At 43.6% G+C, this 14,898-nt stretch carries 14 protein-coding genes and 3 pseudogenes; 14 read left to right on the top strand and 3 right to left on the bottom strand.

The window, feature by feature from the left end:
- Window positions 1–11 precede the first annotated feature (11 nt).
- From yihA to truA, 6 genes and pseudogenes are all read left to right on the top strand, one after another.
- Window positions 12–650 (top strand): ribosome biogenesis GTP-binding protein YihA/YsxC, encoded by a 639-nt coding sequence (gene yihA, locus DQQ01_RS11650; protein ID WP_111920180.1) that lies wholly within the window; start codon window positions 12–14, stop codon window positions 648–650.
- Complete coding sequence (locus DQQ01_RS11645; protein WP_111920179.1) at window positions 635–1,831, top strand: GNAT family N-acetyltransferase; 1,197 nt, start codon at window positions 635–637, stop codon at window positions 1,829–1,831. The genes yihA and DQQ01_RS11645 overlap by 16 nt, the downstream gene beginning before the upstream one ends.
- Window positions 1,818–2,670, top strand: a pseudogene (locus tag DQQ01_RS18215) (energy-coupling factor transporter ATPase). The gene DQQ01_RS11645 and the pseudogene DQQ01_RS18215 overlap by 14 nt, the downstream one beginning before the upstream one ends.
- Window positions 2,655–3,516, top strand: a pseudogene (locus DQQ01_RS11635) (energy-coupling factor transporter ATPase). The pseudogenes DQQ01_RS18215 and DQQ01_RS11635 overlap by 16 nt, the downstream one beginning before the upstream one ends.
- Window positions 3,509–4,309 carry an energy-coupling factor transporter transmembrane component T family protein gene (locus tag DQQ01_RS11630; RefSeq protein ID WP_111920178.1) on the top strand — a complete coding sequence of 267 codons (801 nt, stop codon included), beginning with the start codon at window positions 3,509–3,511 and terminating at the stop codon, window positions 4,307–4,309. Before DQQ01_RS11635 ends, DQQ01_RS11630 begins: the two are co-directional and overlap by 8 nt.
- A gap of 19 nt (window positions 4,310–4,328) precedes the next feature.
- Window positions 4,329–5,078, top strand: coding sequence for a tRNA pseudouridine(38-40) synthase TruA (gene truA / locus DQQ01_RS11625; RefSeq protein WP_111920177.1), 750 nt, complete (start codon window positions 4,329–4,331; stop codon window positions 5,076–5,078).
- Between the two features lie 135 nt (window positions 5,079–5,213).
- Here truA and DQQ01_RS11620 read toward each other — a convergent pair whose 3' ends face one another.
- A complete protein-coding gene (locus DQQ01_RS11620; RefSeq protein ID WP_111920176.1) occupies window positions 5,214–6,086 on the bottom strand; it encodes a YitT family protein in 873 nt (290 codons plus the stop codon).
- A gap of 200 nt (window positions 6,087–6,286) precedes the next feature.
- Here DQQ01_RS11620 and DQQ01_RS11615 point away from each other — a divergent pair, with 200 nt between their 5' ends.
- Together DQQ01_RS11615 and DQQ01_RS11605 are read left to right on the top strand one after the other, a co-directional pair.
- Window positions 6,287–6,550, top strand: coding sequence for a hypothetical protein (locus DQQ01_RS11615; RefSeq protein WP_111920175.1), 264 nt, complete (start codon window positions 6,287–6,289; stop codon window positions 6,548–6,550).
- Window positions 6,551–6,779: 229 nt separating this feature from the next.
- Window positions 6,780–7,142, top strand: a pseudogene (locus DQQ01_RS11605) (ABC-2 transporter permease); the annotation flags it as partial.
- 186 nt (window positions 7,143–7,328) lie between these two features.
- On the opposite strand, the gene DQQ01_RS11595 reads toward DQQ01_RS11605, so the two are convergent.
- Both DQQ01_RS11595 and DQQ01_RS11590 read right to left on the bottom strand, forming a co-directional pair.
- Window positions 7,329–7,649 (bottom strand): helix-turn-helix domain-containing protein, encoded by a 321-nt coding sequence (locus tag DQQ01_RS11595; protein ID WP_111920172.1) that lies wholly within the window; start codon window positions 7,647–7,649, stop codon window positions 7,329–7,331.
- A 253-nt stretch (window positions 7,650–7,902) separates the two neighbouring features.
- On the bottom strand, window positions 7,903–8,103 hold the full coding sequence (locus tag DQQ01_RS11590; protein WP_111920171.1) for a cold-shock protein: 201 nt from the start codon (window positions 8,101–8,103) through the stop codon (window positions 7,903–7,905).
- A 273-nt stretch (window positions 8,104–8,376) separates the two neighbouring features.
- Here DQQ01_RS11590 and DQQ01_RS11585 point away from each other — a divergent pair, with 273 nt between their 5' ends.
- From DQQ01_RS11585 to DQQ01_RS11560, 6 genes are all read left to right on the top strand, one after another.
- Complete coding sequence (locus DQQ01_RS11585; protein ID WP_111920170.1) at window positions 8,377–9,660, top strand: dihydroorotase; 1,284 nt, start codon at window positions 8,377–8,379, stop codon at window positions 9,658–9,660.
- Window positions 9,661–9,697: 37 nt separating this feature from the next.
- Complete coding sequence (gene pyrF / locus DQQ01_RS11580) at window positions 9,698–10,627, top strand: orotidine-5'-phosphate decarboxylase (protein WP_111920922.1); 930 nt, start codon at window positions 9,698–9,700, stop codon at window positions 10,625–10,627.
- Between the two features lie 14 nt (window positions 10,628–10,641).
- A complete protein-coding gene (locus tag DQQ01_RS11575) occupies window positions 10,642–11,418 on the top strand; it encodes a dihydroorotate dehydrogenase electron transfer subunit (RefSeq protein WP_111920169.1) in 777 nt (258 codons plus the stop codon).
- Complete coding sequence (locus DQQ01_RS11570; RefSeq protein WP_111920168.1) at window positions 11,418–12,320, top strand: dihydroorotate dehydrogenase; 903 nt, start codon at window positions 11,418–11,420, stop codon at window positions 12,318–12,320. The genes DQQ01_RS11575 and DQQ01_RS11570 overlap by 1 nt, the downstream gene beginning before the upstream one ends.
- 145 nt (window positions 12,321–12,465) lie before the next feature.
- A complete protein-coding gene (locus DQQ01_RS11565; RefSeq protein ID WP_111920167.1) occupies window positions 12,466–13,011 on the top strand; it encodes a DUF1700 domain-containing protein in 546 nt (181 codons plus the stop codon).
- A 120-nt stretch (window positions 13,012–13,131) separates the two neighbouring features.
- Window positions 13,132–14,811: an AAA family ATPase gene (locus tag DQQ01_RS11560; protein WP_111920921.1), complete on the top strand. Its 1,680-nt coding sequence runs from the start codon at window positions 13,132–13,134 to the stop codon at window positions 14,809–14,811.
- The last annotated feature ends 87 nt before the right edge of the window (window positions 14,812–14,898 follow it).

Here is a 14,898-nt window from a genome sequence, read left to right as displayed (position 1 = left end):
GAGGAAAACACATGGTTATTAAACATGTAGCGCTGGATATTGTCTGTGGCATTACCAGTAAACTTCCCCAAAATGAGGTTCCGGAAATCGCATTTGCGGGAAAATCCAATGTGGGAAAATCATCACTGATCAATGCACTGATGAACCGGAAAGCCCTGGCAAGAACCAGCTCTTCTCCGGGAAAAACCCAGACCATTAATTTTTATAATATTAATCATGAAATGTTTCTTGTGGATTTACCGGGATACGGGTATGCAAAGGTATCCCAGTCTGTAAAGGAACAGTGGGGAAAGCTGATTGAGCGGTATCTCCATGAGTCCAAGCAGCTAAAGGCTGTGTTTCTGCTCATTGATATCCGCCACGACCCTTCTGCAAATGACAAAATTATGTATGACTGGATTGTACACAATGGTTACAAGCCCATTATCATTGCAACCAAGGCAGACAAGCTGAAACGAAGCCAGATACCAAAGCATGTAAAGGCTGTTAAGGAAGGTTTGAAATTGCTTCCCGGCACAAAGGTGATTCCTTTCTCTGCCCAGACAAAGCAGGGGAGAGAGGAAATCTGGGCATTGGCAGAGGAGCTTTTATTTGGTCCCAAGGAGGACCGGTCAGAGGGAGAAAAGGAAAAGCCATGCTCAAAGGAATAATTTTTGATATGGACGGGGTGCTGATTAACAGCGAACCCTTCCATTTCCAGGTGTGGAGGGAAACCTTAAAGGCAAGGGGAATCCACATAGATTATGAGGTTTATAAGCCTTGTATCGGTTCAACCATAGATTTTCTTATGAAGCTTTTGCATGAACACTATGGAGTGGATTTGCAGGATATCGCTTTGATAGCGGAAATGAAGAGCGTGAAGGCAAGGCTGATGGAAGAAAACGGATATCCGCCGCTGATTCCCTGGGTAAAGGAATTGCTGGACAGGCTGCAGCAGGCAGGATATGCCATGGCAGTTGCCTCCTCCTCTCCGTTATCCTACATCGAAAAGGTAACAGAACACTGGAACATTGACCGGTATTTTCAAAAGCTGGTCAGCGGAGAACAGGTGCAAAATCCAAAGCCTGCGCCGGACGTTTTTCTGAAAGCAGCAGAAAGCCTGGGGCTGTCTGCTGAGGAATGTCTGGTGATTGAGGATTCTGAAAACGGGTGCAGGGCTGCAAAGGCAGCAGGTATGGTCTGTATGGCATATTTTAATCCGGATTCCGGAAAGCAGGATTTGAGTACTGCTTTTACTGTGGTAGAGGGATTTGAGGAAGTGGACGCAGCCTTTGTGGAAAAGACTTACTGCCATTATCATCATTTGCCGGCAGTGGTGTGCGAAACCAGGCGTCTTCTCATTCGGGAAATGGAGAAAGAAGATATTCCCAGATTAATGGAAATCTGCGCCCAGGAAACCTCTGCAGATGCCTGCGAGGGTGTGGCAAAGCCCTTAAAGGAAGAACTGGAAGATTTTAAAATGTACAGGCGTTATATGTATGAGCTTTGCGACATGGGATACTGGTGTATTTTGAAAAAGGATTCCGGGGAGATTATAGGCCGGGCAGGTGTGGAGCCCAAACTCTGGAATGAAAAAAATACCGTGGTGGAGCTGGGGTATGTAATTGATGAAAAATTCCGTAGAAGGGGCTTTGCTTATGAGGCATGTAAGGCGATTATAGAAGAAGCTGAAAAAAGAGGCGCTGTTTATCTGTACTGCAGAATTAAAAGCGCCAATACGCCTTCTCTGAAGTTGGCAGAAAAGCTGGGCTTTCAGAAGATGGATTACCACTTAAACGGAGATAGCGAGGACATGGAAGTATGGAGGTGTACCTGCCATGGGAATCATTAAAGCCAGAAATTTAAAATACGATTATATAAAATATGATGAAAACGGACAGCCTTCAGAAACCCACAGAGCAGTGGACCAGGTGAATCTGGATATCTGTGAGGGGCAGTTTATTTCTATTTTGGGACACAATGGTTCCGGAAAATCCACCCTTGCGAAGCATATCAATGCCCTTTTGTTGCCCACAGAGGGAACTTTGTGGGTGGACGGTATGGATACCCGGGCGCTGGAGCATTTATGGGAAATCCGCCAGAGAGCAGGTATGGTTTTTCAGAATCCGGATAATCAGATTATCGGGACTGTGGTAGAGGAGGACGTGGGTTTTGGTCCGGAAAATATGGGTGTACCTACAGAGGATATCTGGAAAAGGGTGAATAAAAGCCTGGAGGCTGTAGGTATGACGGCTTTTCGCCACCGTTCTCCCAATAAGCTTTCCGGAGGGCAGAAGCAGCGTGTCGCCATTGCCGGAGTCATGGCAAATGCACCCCAAATGTATTGTGCTTGATGAGCCCACGGCAATGCTGGACCCTAACGGCAGAAGGGAAGTTCTCAAGGCTGTCCACGAGCTGAATGAAAAAGAAGGTATTACGGTGGTGCTGATTACACACTATATGGAGGAGGTCATTGATTCAGACCTGGTGTTTGTCATGGATCACGGACATGTGGTGATGCAGGGGACGCCAAGGGAGATTTTTTCAAGAGTAGAGGAACTGAAAAAATACCGTTTAGACGTGCCTCAGGTAACGCTTCTGGCACATGAGCTGAAGCAGGAAGGGTTGCCTCTTCCTGAGGGAATACTTACAATAAAGGAATTGGTGAATGCATTATGTCATTGCGATTAGAACACGTTACTTACACCTATAGTCCGGGTTCTGTGTATGAAACCCATGCTTTAAAGGACGTTTCTCTGGAAATACCTGCAGGGCAGTTTCTGGGTGTTATCGGACATACGGGAAGCGGAAAATCCACGTTGATTCAGCATTTTAACGGTCTGATGCGTCCGACCGCAGGAACCGTATATTATAAAGACGAGGATATCTGGCAGGAGGGATATTCCCTGAAACGGTTGCGAAGCCAGGTAGGACTGGTGTTTCAGTATCCGGAGCATCAGCTTTTTGAAGCAGATGTACTCTCCGATGTGTGCTTTGGCCCCAAAAATCAGGGCTGCTCAAAAGAAGAGGCAGAGGACAGGGCAGTGCGGGCGCTTCGTCAGACAGGATTAAAGGAAAAGTATTATAACAGCTCTCCTTTTGAATTATCCGGAGGACAGAAGAGGCGTGTCGCCATTGCCGGAGTGCTTGCTATGGAACCGGAGGTGCTGATTCTTGATGAGCCTACAGCAGGGCTGGATCCAAAAAGGACGGGACGAAATTCTGGATCAGATTGCTTATCTGCATGCAGAAAGGAAGATTACGGTCATTCTGGTGTCCCACAGTATGGAGGATATTGCCAGATATGTAGACCGGCTTCTGGTTATGAACAAGGGAGAAAAGGCCTTTGACGGAAAGCCGCAGGAGGTGTTTTCCCACTGCCGGGAGTTAGAAGAAATGGGGCTGGCAGCGCCGCAAATCACATATATTATGCAGGCGCTTTGTAAAGCAGGGCTTCCTGCTGATGTGTCAGCCATTACGGTGGAGGAAGCAAAGAAAAGTATTTTACAGGCACTGGGGAGAAGGAAACATGATTAGAGATATTACCATAGGGCAGTTTTATCCTGCTGATTCTATTTTGCACCGTCTGGATCCAAGAGTAAAATTCGTGGGAACCTTTTTGTTTCTCATTTCCCTCTTTGTAGCGGATTCCTTCTGGGGATATGCTCTGGCAACCCTTTTTCTGGCAGCCTGTATCGGATTTTCCAAAGTTCCGGTCAGGTTTATGTTAAAAGGGCTGAAGCCCCTGTTTGTGATTCTCCTGATTACGGTGTTGTTTAATCTCTTTCTGATTCCGGGGGAAGTGCTTTGGAGCCTGGGATTTTTGAAGATTACAAAAGAGGGTATTATACAGGCAGTAAAAATCGGTATCCGCCTGATTTATCTGGTGATAGGTTCTTCGGTTATGACCCTTACCACTACGCCAAACCAGCTGACAGACGGCATGGAGAAACTCCTGGCGCCTTTGAAGAAAGTAAAGGTACCGGTGCATGAAATTTCCATGATGATGTCCATTGCCCTTCGCTTCATTCCCATTCTCATGGAGGAAACAGATAAGATTATGAAAGCGCAGATTGCCAGAGGTGCAGATTTTGAAAGCGGCAATATCATTCAGAGGGCAAAGAGTATGGTTCCTCTTTTGGTTCCCCTGTTTATCTCCGCCTTCCGAAGAGCCGATGATCTGGCAATGGCAATGGAGGCCAGATGCTACCACGGAGGCGACAATCGAACCCAGATGAACCCCTTGGTTTATCACAAAAGGGATTATACGGCTTATGTAATCTGTGCGCTGTATCTGGGAGCAGATATTCTGCTGAGAGTATTGCTGTAAAAGGAGAACCGGAAGACTGATGAAACGAGTAAAACTGACCGTTGCATATGACGGAACCAATTATTGCGGCTGGCAGGTACAGCCAAACGGCATTACGGTACAGGAAGTCTTAAACCGCCATTTATCAGAGCTTACAGGAGAGGAAATCGAAACCATAGGCGCCAGCAGGACAGACGCAGGCGTCCATGCCCTGGGGAATGTGGCAGTTTTTGACACCCGTGTGCGTATGCCGGGAGAAAAGTTTTCATTTGCCTTAAACCAGAGGCTGCCAGAGGATATCCGAATCCAGGAGTCAAAGGAAGTGCCACAGGATTTTCACCCCAGGTATGTAAAAAGTGAGAAAATTTATGAATATCAGATTTTAAACCGTCGTTTTCCCATTCCTACGGAGCGGTTTTATTCTCATTTTACCTATGTGCCTTTAGACGTGGAAAAGATGAGAGAAGCCGGAACCTACCTTTTAGGGGAGCATGATTTTAAAAGCTTTTGTGGCGCCGGAGCGCAGGTGAAGACCACGGTGCGGTGTATTCATGAACTGAATATTGAAAAGTCAGGAGATAAAATCACCATACGAGTCAGAGGAAACGGTTTTCTTTATAATATGGTGAGGATTCTTGCAGGAACCTTAATGGAAGTGGGAAGTCGTGCATATCCCCCGGAGAAGATAAAGGAAATCCTGGAAGCAAAAGATCGGAAAGCTGCAGGGCCTACTGCACCGGCAAGAGGGCTGACTTTGGTGAAAATTGAATATCCGGAAGAGTTGGGATAGAATACATAGGGAAGGAGAGCTTGACAGAGTAGTTTTTGAAGACAGAAAAGGGCAGCCACACCCCAAATTTGCAGAATGCGGATTCGTGGGCTGTCCTTTTTGTTTGAAATCAAGGACCTGCTGTGATACAGCATACTAGTGTGTTTTGAAGCCTTCTCCCAGCACTTCATTGGATTCCATAATGATAATAAAAGCATTGGGGTCGATTTCTTTAATGGCAGTACGGATTACATACATCTGCTTGTTGTTGCAGGCGCACATGACTACGTCCTTTTTATCTCTGGCAAAGCTGCCTTCTGCCTTTAAGAAGGTGCTGCCTCTGCCGCTGACCTGGTCGATTCTTTCCGCCACCTCTTTTGCGTAATCCGTGACAATCAGGGTCATTTTGCCTGCATCAATACCATACATAACCTTGTCCACTACCACAGAAAGCAGGAAGCTGATAATCATACCGTAAATCAGGCTGTCCATATCTTTGGAAACAATCACGGTTCCCAAAAGGACAATGACCGTATCCATAACAAAGGCGATTTTCCCAAGAGTCAGGTGAGGCTTTTTCGCCTTTAAGCTCAGCATAATAAAGTCAGCGCCTCCGGTGGAAGAGTCCCGCATATAAATCAGTGCAAAGCCAAGACCGGAGAACACGCCGGTACAGATGGCAGCCAGCATACGATCCCCTTGATATACAGGGAACAGAGGGGCAGCATAGTCCATGATAAAAGAAGTAATAAAAATTGTCCGGACAGAGCGCAGAAAGAAATTCCGTCCCAGAATACGGAAGCAGAACAGGGCAATAGGAATATTCAGGATTAGGGCAACCCGCCCGATAGGAAGCCCGAATAAATGATAAAAAATCAGGGCAATTCCGTTTAATCCTACAACGGGAAATTCCGCAGCAGCGGCGAAATTATAGGTTCCCACGGCAATAAAAATACCGCCAATAATGTCTATGAGAATGTCTATGCTCCATTTTTTCATGTACCAGGATTTTTCGTGTGTGAGTTTCATGAATGGTGACCTCCTTTTTGAAAAGAAAAAGCATTGACGAATTATAAAGCTATAATCCGCAAATGCTCTTTTCTATATATCAGTATACACGGGAAGCAGGGAAAAGGTCAAGGAGAGAAATAAATTCTTTGCAGCAGAAGAAAAATGTGCTATACTAAAACACAGATTTGATGAGATTTTGGGTAAAAGGAGATTGTGTCATGAGTCAGGAAAAAGTAGACAGATATAAAAAAGAGAAGGCAAACCGTGTGAAAATCCGGAAAAAGGAAAAGCGGGCGTTGTTTTTTGAAAAACTGGCAATCGCTGTTGTATGTCTGGCAGCTCTTGGCTGGATTGGGTATTCTGCGTATGGTCTGGCAACAAGAGAAGACCCTGATGCAGAGAAAGAGGTTGTAACCACAGAAATGGATGTGACAGCCCTTACAGATTATCTGAATGGCTTAATGGAAGAAACAGCGGAATAAGGGGAAGAGGAAAAGATGTCTTGATTTTGTTGGAGAACCTAATCATTCCATTTTGCTTTCTTCGCATATTACCAGTGACTTAGAGGAAATTGCGGACTATATGTTGCATATCGTAAGCGTGATTATCAGATAGATGTTCTTGTTTCAGATAAGAAAACAGACGCAAAGAAATTGTGAAAAGCCAGTATATTAGTCACTTGCTTCTAAGCCTGAGTGTACAGTTTTTGTTGCGTTATTCCTTTCCATAACTGTTTTCATTCATGGAAACAAATATTTTTACTATGGGTTTCGTGGTGCAATTGCGTTAATTGTGGGTGGAGGTGTTTTAGGAATTTTGATAGGTGCGTTTGCCTATCCTTTATACTATGTTTGGGGAGCAGGAAAGACAGAAGTAATTTCTGTTTTGAGTGCTTTAGGTGCCGTTGCTGTCATTATGGTACTTAGTATTATGGTAAATATAATTTCAGGGGATGATGCAGTTTCAAATACGTTATATTATGCCAGTTTAATTGTAATGCTGTTTCTTTCCCTATTCACATTTGGAGTATCTTATATTCTTTCTTGTTCCATTTTCAAACACAAAGAATATTAAATAGCAAAGCCAGCCGAGCCAGTCAAACAGCAAAATGAACACCCCCATGTACCGACATTAACAGCCATGCTTATCTTTGCTGGTAGGTAATCAAGAGGGTGACAGAAAAAATGTTGTCGCCCTCTTTTTTTCCGGCAATCTTTTAACTCCTTTGCCGTAGAAAACAGGGAAATCCCTCGTTCTCCCCTACTCATCTTTCAGCAATACCTCCATAACCTCACACACGGTTTTCTGCTTTTCCTCACTGAGATTTTTCAGCCTGTCCATATAGGTGGAAACCCGAAGTGCATAGCCGTTGTTCAGCGTGCTGGCAAGCAGTTCGTCTGCAGATGCGTCCAGAGCATTGGCAATAATGATAAACGTTTCCAGTGTGGGGCATTTCTTACCCCGTTCAATCAGGCTGATATAAGTAGACGTCAGGTCTGTCTGTTCGGCAAGGTCTTCCTGCCGCCAGTTCTTTTCCCGGCGTTTTTTCTTTATCTGTTCTCCCATTCCTTTAAAATCCATAAACAAATCTCCTATTTTATCGCATGCTTCGACAATAGTATAGTGTTCATGAAAATAGCATTACAGAAACTAATAGTAATATAAAAAAACTGACAGTTCATAAATGCAAACTGGGAGATGAATTTTTGGAAAAGATTAGAAAAAAGGCAGAAGTATTTTCAGTAAGGAAAGAGCTGGAAGAAAGTACTGCATCTGAAAATAAAAAAAGAAGCTGCCGTCATGAAAACGGCAGCTTCGGCTTTGTCATTTATAATTATAATTTTTCTACGTTAGCAGCCTGCATTCCGCGAGCGCCTTCTGTTAAATCATAAGTTACAGACTGACCTTCTTCTAAGGATTTAAATCCTTCTCCGTTGATAGCTGAGAAATGTACGAAAACGTCCTGTCCGTCTTCGCCTGTGATGAATCCGTATCCTTTTTCAGCGTTGAACCATTTTACAGTTCCTTTGTTCATAGTGTTACCTCCATAAAAAATAAAATTCTTGGATAAAATGTTAAATGGTTTTAGAGAAAATATTATGTACAAAAATGATAATATACTCTCTAAAACCATTTAATACTAATATCCAATATACCTTTGACATGATAAGTATATGCGCTGTTACCGGAAAAGTCAAGGGAAAAGTGTAATTGACGAAAGAAAATGTGTATGTTACTATTTATATAATTAAGCGGGTTCTGCGGATTTTTACAAAAAGACCGCGCAGAAGAAAGGAAATATTTCATTATGAAAATACTCATTCAAAAAGGACGTATTTTAAACCCTTCTGACCAGACTGATGAGGTTGGAGATATTTATATGGAAGACGGTGTGATTAAGGAAAAGGGAGGCACCATTACCCCGGAGGAAACACCGGACAAAGTAATCTCAGCAGAAGGCTGTTATGTGATGCCGGGACTCATTGATCTGCATGTGCATTTAAGAGATCCGGGGCTGACACACAAGGAAGATGTTCTGACAGGCGCAAGAGCAGCAGCCAGAGGAGGATTTACCACAATTCTCGCCATGCCCAATACAAAACCGGTGATTGACTGTGCAGACAGAGTAGAGTATGTACACAATAAGGCCAGAGAACTGGCGCCTGTACATGTATTGCAGATTGGCGCTGTGACAAAGCAGCAGAAAGGTGAAGAACTGGCAGATATTGAAGGCATGATTCAGGCAGGAATTCCGGCTATCAGTGAGGACGGAAAATCAGTTATGAATATGAAGCTTTACAGAGAAGCCATGGAAATTGCAGCAAAGCATGATATTCCTGTGTTTGCTCACTGTGAAGACCAGAACATGGTAAACGGCGGCTGTGTCAATGAGGACGAACATTCCAGAGAACTGGGATTGCCGGGGATTACCAATTCTGTAGAAGACGTGATTGTGGCAAGAGATATTGTACTGGCAAAGGAAACCGGCGCAAGACTGCATTTGTGTCACTGCTCTACCAAGGACAGTGTGCGTATGATACAGCTTGCAAAGGAAGAAAACCTTCCGGTAACAGGCGAAGTCTGCCCTCATCATTTTACCCTCACTTCAGACGATATGGTTCCGGGGGATACCAATTACAAAATGAATCCGCCTCTTCGTACCAAAGAGGATAAGGATGCGCTTTTAAAAGGTCTGAAAGAGGATATTTTTGATGTTATCAGTACAGACCATGCACCCCATACCAGAGAAGAGAAGCAGAAAACCATGACAGAGGCGCCTTTTGGCATTGTGGGACTGGAAACAGCTGTGGCGCTGACCGTTACAGAACTGGTAGACAAGGGCGTGATTACCCCTATGCAGATGGCAGAAAAGATGAGCTATAATCCGGCACGGATTATCGGAAGCGACAGAGGACGCCTGGAAGTGGGAAGTCCGGCAGACATTACTATTATTGACCCGGAAGCTGAGTATGTGATTGACAGCATGAGTTTTCTTTCAAAAGGAAAAAATACTCCCTTTGACGGCAGAAAGGTAAAAGGTCTGGTAAAAGCTACCATTTGCGACGGAAAAGTTGTATACCAGCAGGATTAAGAAGAAAAAGAGAAAAGAACCATTGGAGGAAAAGAACATGATTAATAAACTGACCGCAAAAATTCAGAAGACAAAGGCACCCATTGTAGTGGGGCTTGACCCGATGTTAAGCTATATTCCAAAGCATATTCAGGAAAAAGCGTTTCATGAATTCGGAGAAACCCTGGAAGGGGCAGCAGAAGCTATCTGGCAGTTTAATAAGGAAATCGTAGATAAGACGTATGATTTGATTCCGGCTGTAAAACCGCAGATTGCCATGTACGAACAGTTTGGAATTCCAGGGCTTCAGGCATTTAAGAAAACTCTGGACTACTGCAAAGAAAAGGACTTGGTGGTTATTGGAGATATTAAGAGAGGGGATATTGGTTCCACTTCTGCTGCTTATGCTACAGGACATGTGGGCAAGGTGCAGGTAGGCGCAAATAAAATTGCGGCTTTTGATGAAGATTTTGTAACCTTAAATCCATATATGGGTGCGGACAGCATTAATCCGTTTATTGATGTCTGCAAAGAAGAGAAAAAGGGTATGTTTATTCTGGTAAAAACCTCTAATCCTTCCAGTGGAGATTTCCAGGATCAGTTGGTAGACGGAAGACCTCTGTATGAACTGGTAGGAGAAAAGGTAGCGCAGTGGGGGTCTGACTTTATGGGAGATTCCTACAGCTATGTGGGCGCTGTGGTAGGTGCAACTTATCCGGAAATGGGCAAGACTCTGCGTAAGATTATGCCGAAAGCCTACATCCTAGTGCCGGGATACGGCGCACAGGGCGGACAGGGCAAGGATTTGGTACACTTCTTTAATGAAGATGGACTGGGTGCGATTGTAAACTCCTCCAGAGGAATCATTGCTGCTTACAAACAGGAAAAATATGCGAGATTCGGAGAAGAAAACTTTGCAGAAGCATCAAGAGCCGCAGTGGAAGATATGGTGGCTGACATTAACGGCGCTTTGGAAGCAGCGAAATAAGGAGAAACAGAACCATGGCAAAAGTAAAGATGACAGGCAGAATTATCAGCCAGGAAAAGATAGCCGCAGAGATTTACAGCATGTGGATTGAAGCAGCAGAAATTGCAGAGCAGACAAGACCGGGACAGTTTATTTCTGTGTATTGTAAGGACAATTCCAGAATTTTGCCAAGACCCATCAGCGTCTGTGAAATTGATAAAGAAAAAGGCGCACTTCGTATTGTATACAGAATCGCAGGAAAAGGAACCGATGAATTTTCCCATATGCAGGCAGGAGATACTGTAGATATTATGGGGCCTCTGGGAAATGGCTTCCCTATGGAAGAAGCAAAAGGAAAAAGAATATTTCTCATGGGCGGTGGGATTGGTATCCCGCCTATGGTGCAGACTGCAAAAGAAGCAGAAGCTGAGATTACAGTAATCGCAGGCTACAGAAACAGCGAAATTTTCCTGAAAGAAGAGTTGGAAAAAGCCGGAAAGCTGGTGGTTGCCACAGAGGACGGCAGTGTGGGAACAAAGGGAAATGTTATGGACGCAATCCGGGAAAACAACCTGGAGGCAGACGTGATTTTTGCCTGCGGTCCGACTCCCATGCTGAGAGCAATCAAAAAGTATGCAGAAGAAAAGAATATTCTTTGCTACCTTTCCATGGAAGAAAAAATGGCATGCGGCATTGGCGCATGTCTGGCCTGTGTGTGCAAGTCTAAGGAAAAGGACAGCCATTCTCATGTGCATAATAAGCGGGTATGTAAGGACGGCCCTGTATTTTTAAGTACGGAGGTGGAACTGTAATGAATATGAAGGTGAAAATTGCCGGAGTGGAGTTGAAAAATCCGGTTATGACAGCCTCCGGAACCTTTGGATCCGGAGCAGAATACAGTGAATTTGTGGATTTGAACAGACTGGGCGCTGTGGTGACAAAGGGCGTTGCAAATGTGCCTTGGGCAGGAAACGCCACTCCCCGTATTGCGGAAATACACAGCGGTATGATGAATGCTATTGGTCTGCAGAATCCCGGTGTTGAGGTGTTTTGCGAAAGGGATATCCCTTATTTGCAGCAGTTTGATACAAAGGTGATTGTCAATGTGTGCGGACATGCACCTGAGGAATATCTGGCAGTGGTAGAACGTCTGGCGGAGGAACCCATTGACATGATGGAAATTAATATTTCCTGTCCTAACGTAAATGCCAATTTCCTGGCATTCGGCCAGAACCCGAAGCATGTAGAAGAACTGACTGCACAGATTAAGAAAATCGCAAAGCAGCCGGTGATTATGAAGCTGACCCCAAATGTAACCGATATTGCAGAGATTGCAAGGGCAGCGGAAGCAGGCGGCGCAGATGCGGTTTCCCTGATTAATACCCTGACAGGTATGAAAATTGATGTAAAAAGAAGATGCTTTGCGCTGGCAAATAAAACAGGCGGCGTATCCGGCCCCTGTGTGAAACCCATTGCTGTGCGTATGGTTTATCAGGTTGCTCAGGCAGTGCAGATTCCCATTATCGGTATGGGTGGTATCCAGAATGCAGAGGACGCTCTGGAATTCATTATGGCAGGCGCTACAGCCGTGTCTGTAGGAACTGCAAACTTCACCAATCCCTACGCAACGGTAGAGATTGTGGAAGGGCTGGAGCAGTATATGAAGGAAAATAAGGTGGAAGATATCAGGGAACTGATTGGAATTGTGAAATAAAAAAGAGATAGAGCAGAATCCGGAAGAGAGAAGGATTCTGCTCTGTTTTTTAGGCTTGTGTATTTTGAGATTTTCTGCTATAGTTATACTATAAATGCTTAGTAATACTAAATGACTAGGAATATAAAATAGATAGGTGAAGAGCATGGAGGGAAAATCTGTAGACCAGGTGCTTTCAGAAATGGGGACTCCCAAAGAAGTGGCAGAGCGGTTTAATCAGGAAATGAAATCTCCTTCAAAACGTAAAAATTTCTGGAGTGTGATAATAGTTTGCGTCTTAGGAGGGATTGTACTGGCAGGAATACTGGGAAGTATGTGGTTTCGTTTTTTCAAACAGCAGGCTGTCAGTATCGTCGGGGGTGCAGATGGTCCGACCTCTGTTTTTATAGCAGGAAAACCAGGTTGGAATGGATACCTAATTTCTTCCATAGGGTTTATTTTTGGCTGTATCTCTGCCGGTCTTTTATGTAAATATGGAAAAAAGGCGCAGAAGCGTTCTTATGTGAAATGCACGGTACTTTCTCTCGTAGGATTAGTGTGTGCGTTCGTGCCGTTTCTCTTTCCGTTTTTGGAAAATTTACAGTGGATTTTTTATTTGGGGGTTACGGAGATTACTTTGGCGCCGGGATTGATTCTGAATCTGATTACGCTTTGCTGCTCTATGGTATTTATGAGGAAAAATGAGAAATAAAAAATTATACTGAGAAGTTAAAAAAGCAGTTTGGTTTTGCTAGTGCCGAACTGCTTTTTGTGTTATGATAACAACAGAAAGGAAGTGAGAAGTCCGGGCAGTTTTTGTCTGGCGGAGAAAATGAAAAGACCGTTGCCGATTGGAATCGATAATTTCAGAGAAATTATAAAAAATGGTTATTACTATATAGATAAAACAGGATTTATCAAAGAACTTTTGGATATGAAGGGCAAGGTGAATTTGTTTATCAGACCCAGAAGATTTGGAAAAACCTTGAATCTCAGTATGTTGCAGAGTTTTTTTGAAATGGGATTTGAGGATACAAAAGAGATTTTTGCAAATCTGAATATTTCCAAAGCCGGAGAAGTGTATGCAAGGCATATGGCACAGTATCCGGTTATCAGTCTTTCCTTGAAATCTATGAAACAGACCAGCTATGAGCTTTCCCTTGAGCAGATGAAAAAAGCAGTTGCAGAGGAATTCAGGAGGCATGACCGGATATTGCAAAGGTCGGAACTTACATTGGCAGAAAAAAGAAGATTTGAGCGAATCAGAGATGTACAGGGAGAAGAAGCGGATTATCTGGACGCTTTGCGGTTTTTATCCGCATGCCTGAAAACCTGTTATGGCAAAAAAGTGATTCTGCTTATTGATGAGTATGATGTGCCTTTGGAAAATGCCTATTTTGCCGGGTTTTATGGGCCAATGGCAGGGCTTATCCGTTCTATTTTGGAGTCTGCTTTAAAAACAAATGAAAATCTGGAGTTTGCGGTTATTACAGGGTGTTTACGCATTTCAAAGGAGAGCATTTTTACAGGTTTAAATCATCTGAATATTATTTCCGTGTTAGATAAGCAATATAGTGAGCATTTTGGCTTTACAGAAAAGGAAGTCCGAAATGCCATGGAGTATTATGGCGTGCAGCAGAGATTTTCAGACATGAAGCAGTGGTATGACGGATATTTGTTTGGCAATACGGAGGTTTATAATCCCTGGAGCGTGATTAAATTTCTCTATGACCTGGCTGTTGACGAGCATGCTTTTCCGAAACCATATTGGGCGAATACCAGCTCGAATGATATTGTTCGGAATCTGGTGATGCAGGCAGACAGGGAAACAAAGGCGCAGATAGAGGCTTTGCTTGCAGGAGAAACCCTGAGCATTCCGGTACATGAAGAAATTACATATTCTGATGTCTATGAGAACGAAGAAAATCTGTGGAATTTCCTGTATTTTATCGGATATTTGACAAAAGTAGAAGAATATATGCAGGACCATGTGATTTATTTGAAGGTTCGCATTCCAAACCAGGAAGTAAAGATGATATATAAAAATACAATCTTAAGTTGGTTTCGGGAAGAAATAGGAAAAAAGAATTTTCAGGATTTGTATCAGGCATTGGAGGAAGGAAAAGAAGACAGAGTACAGGAGATTTTAAGTGAGCAGTTGTTGTCTGTAATTAGCTTTTATGACAGTGCAGAAAACTTTTATCATGGATTTCTTGCAGGCATTTTAAGTCAGAGTCCCAAATATCTGGTGAAGTCCAATCGAGAAGCCGGAAACGGGCGTTCTGACCTGGTGATGAAAACCCCTTCTTTGCGTGGAAGAGCCTTTATATTAGAAATCAAGGTGGCGAAAAGCATGGAATATTTAGAAGAGGCGGCAGAAAGAGCCATAAATCAGATTTATGAAAAGCGGTATATGGAAGAATTAAAAGCAGAGGGATATGAAAAGATAGACTGCTATGGCGTGGCTTTTTACAGAAAGGATTGTGAAGTCCGATTTGGCAAAGGACAATAGGAATGAAATTTCCTGAATTGAAAATTTTTCTTTCCTATGTTAAAATTGAAAAGGATTTAAGAATCCTTTCAATTACAGAGTAAGGGC

It is taken from the genome of Blautia argi (assembly GCF_003287895.1).
Taxonomy (GTDB): Bacteria; Bacillota; Clostridia; order Lachnospirales; family Lachnospiraceae; genus Blautia; species Blautia argi.
This window is presented reverse-complemented; position numbering and strand designations above follow the sequence as displayed.

Bases quoted from the DNA above. Each gene is read 5' to 3' on its own strand.
- yihA (WP_111920180.1), top strand. From the start codon at position 12: ATGGTTATTAAACATGTAGCGCTGGATATTGTCTGTGGCATTACCAGT.
- DQQ01_RS11645 (WP_111920179.1), top strand. From the start codon at position 635: ATGCTCAAAGGAATAATTTTTGATATGGACGGGGTGCTGATTAACAGC.
- DQQ01_RS11630 (WP_111920178.1), top strand. From the start codon at position 3,509: ATGATTAGAGATATTACCATAGGGCAGTTTTATCCTGCTGATTCTATT.
- truA (WP_111920177.1), top strand. From the start codon at position 4,329: ATGAAACGAGTAAAACTGACCGTTGCATATGACGGAACCAATTATTGC.
- DQQ01_RS11620 (WP_111920176.1), bottom strand. From the start codon at position 6,086: ATGAAACTCACACACGAAAAATCCTGGTACATGAAAAAATGGAGCATA.
- DQQ01_RS11615 (WP_111920175.1), top strand. From the start codon at position 6,287: ATGAGTCAGGAAAAAGTAGACAGATATAAAAAAGAGAAGGCAAACCGT.
- DQQ01_RS11595 (WP_111920172.1), bottom strand. From the start codon at position 7,649: ATGGATTTTAAAGGAATGGGAGAACAGATAAAGAAAAAACGCCGGGAA.
- DQQ01_RS11590 (WP_111920171.1), bottom strand. From the start codon at position 8,103: ATGAACAAAGGAACTGTAAAATGGTTCAACGCTGAAAAAGGATACGGA.
- DQQ01_RS11585 (WP_111920170.1), top strand. From the start codon at position 8,377: ATGAAAATACTCATTCAAAAAGGACGTATTTTAAACCCTTCTGACCAG.
- pyrF (WP_111920922.1), top strand. From the start codon at position 9,698: ATGATTAATAAACTGACCGCAAAAATTCAGAAGACAAAGGCACCCATT.
- DQQ01_RS11575 (WP_111920169.1), top strand. From the start codon at position 10,642: ATGGCAAAAGTAAAGATGACAGGCAGAATTATCAGCCAGGAAAAGATA.
- DQQ01_RS11570 (WP_111920168.1), top strand. From the start codon at position 11,418: ATGAATATGAAGGTGAAAATTGCCGGAGTGGAGTTGAAAAATCCGGTT.
- DQQ01_RS11565 (WP_111920167.1), top strand. From the start codon at position 12,466: ATGGAGGGAAAATCTGTAGACCAGGTGCTTTCAGAAATGGGGACTCCC.
- DQQ01_RS11560 (WP_111920921.1), top strand. From the start codon at position 13,132: ATGAAAAGACCGTTGCCGATTGGAATCGATAATTTCAGAGAAATTATA.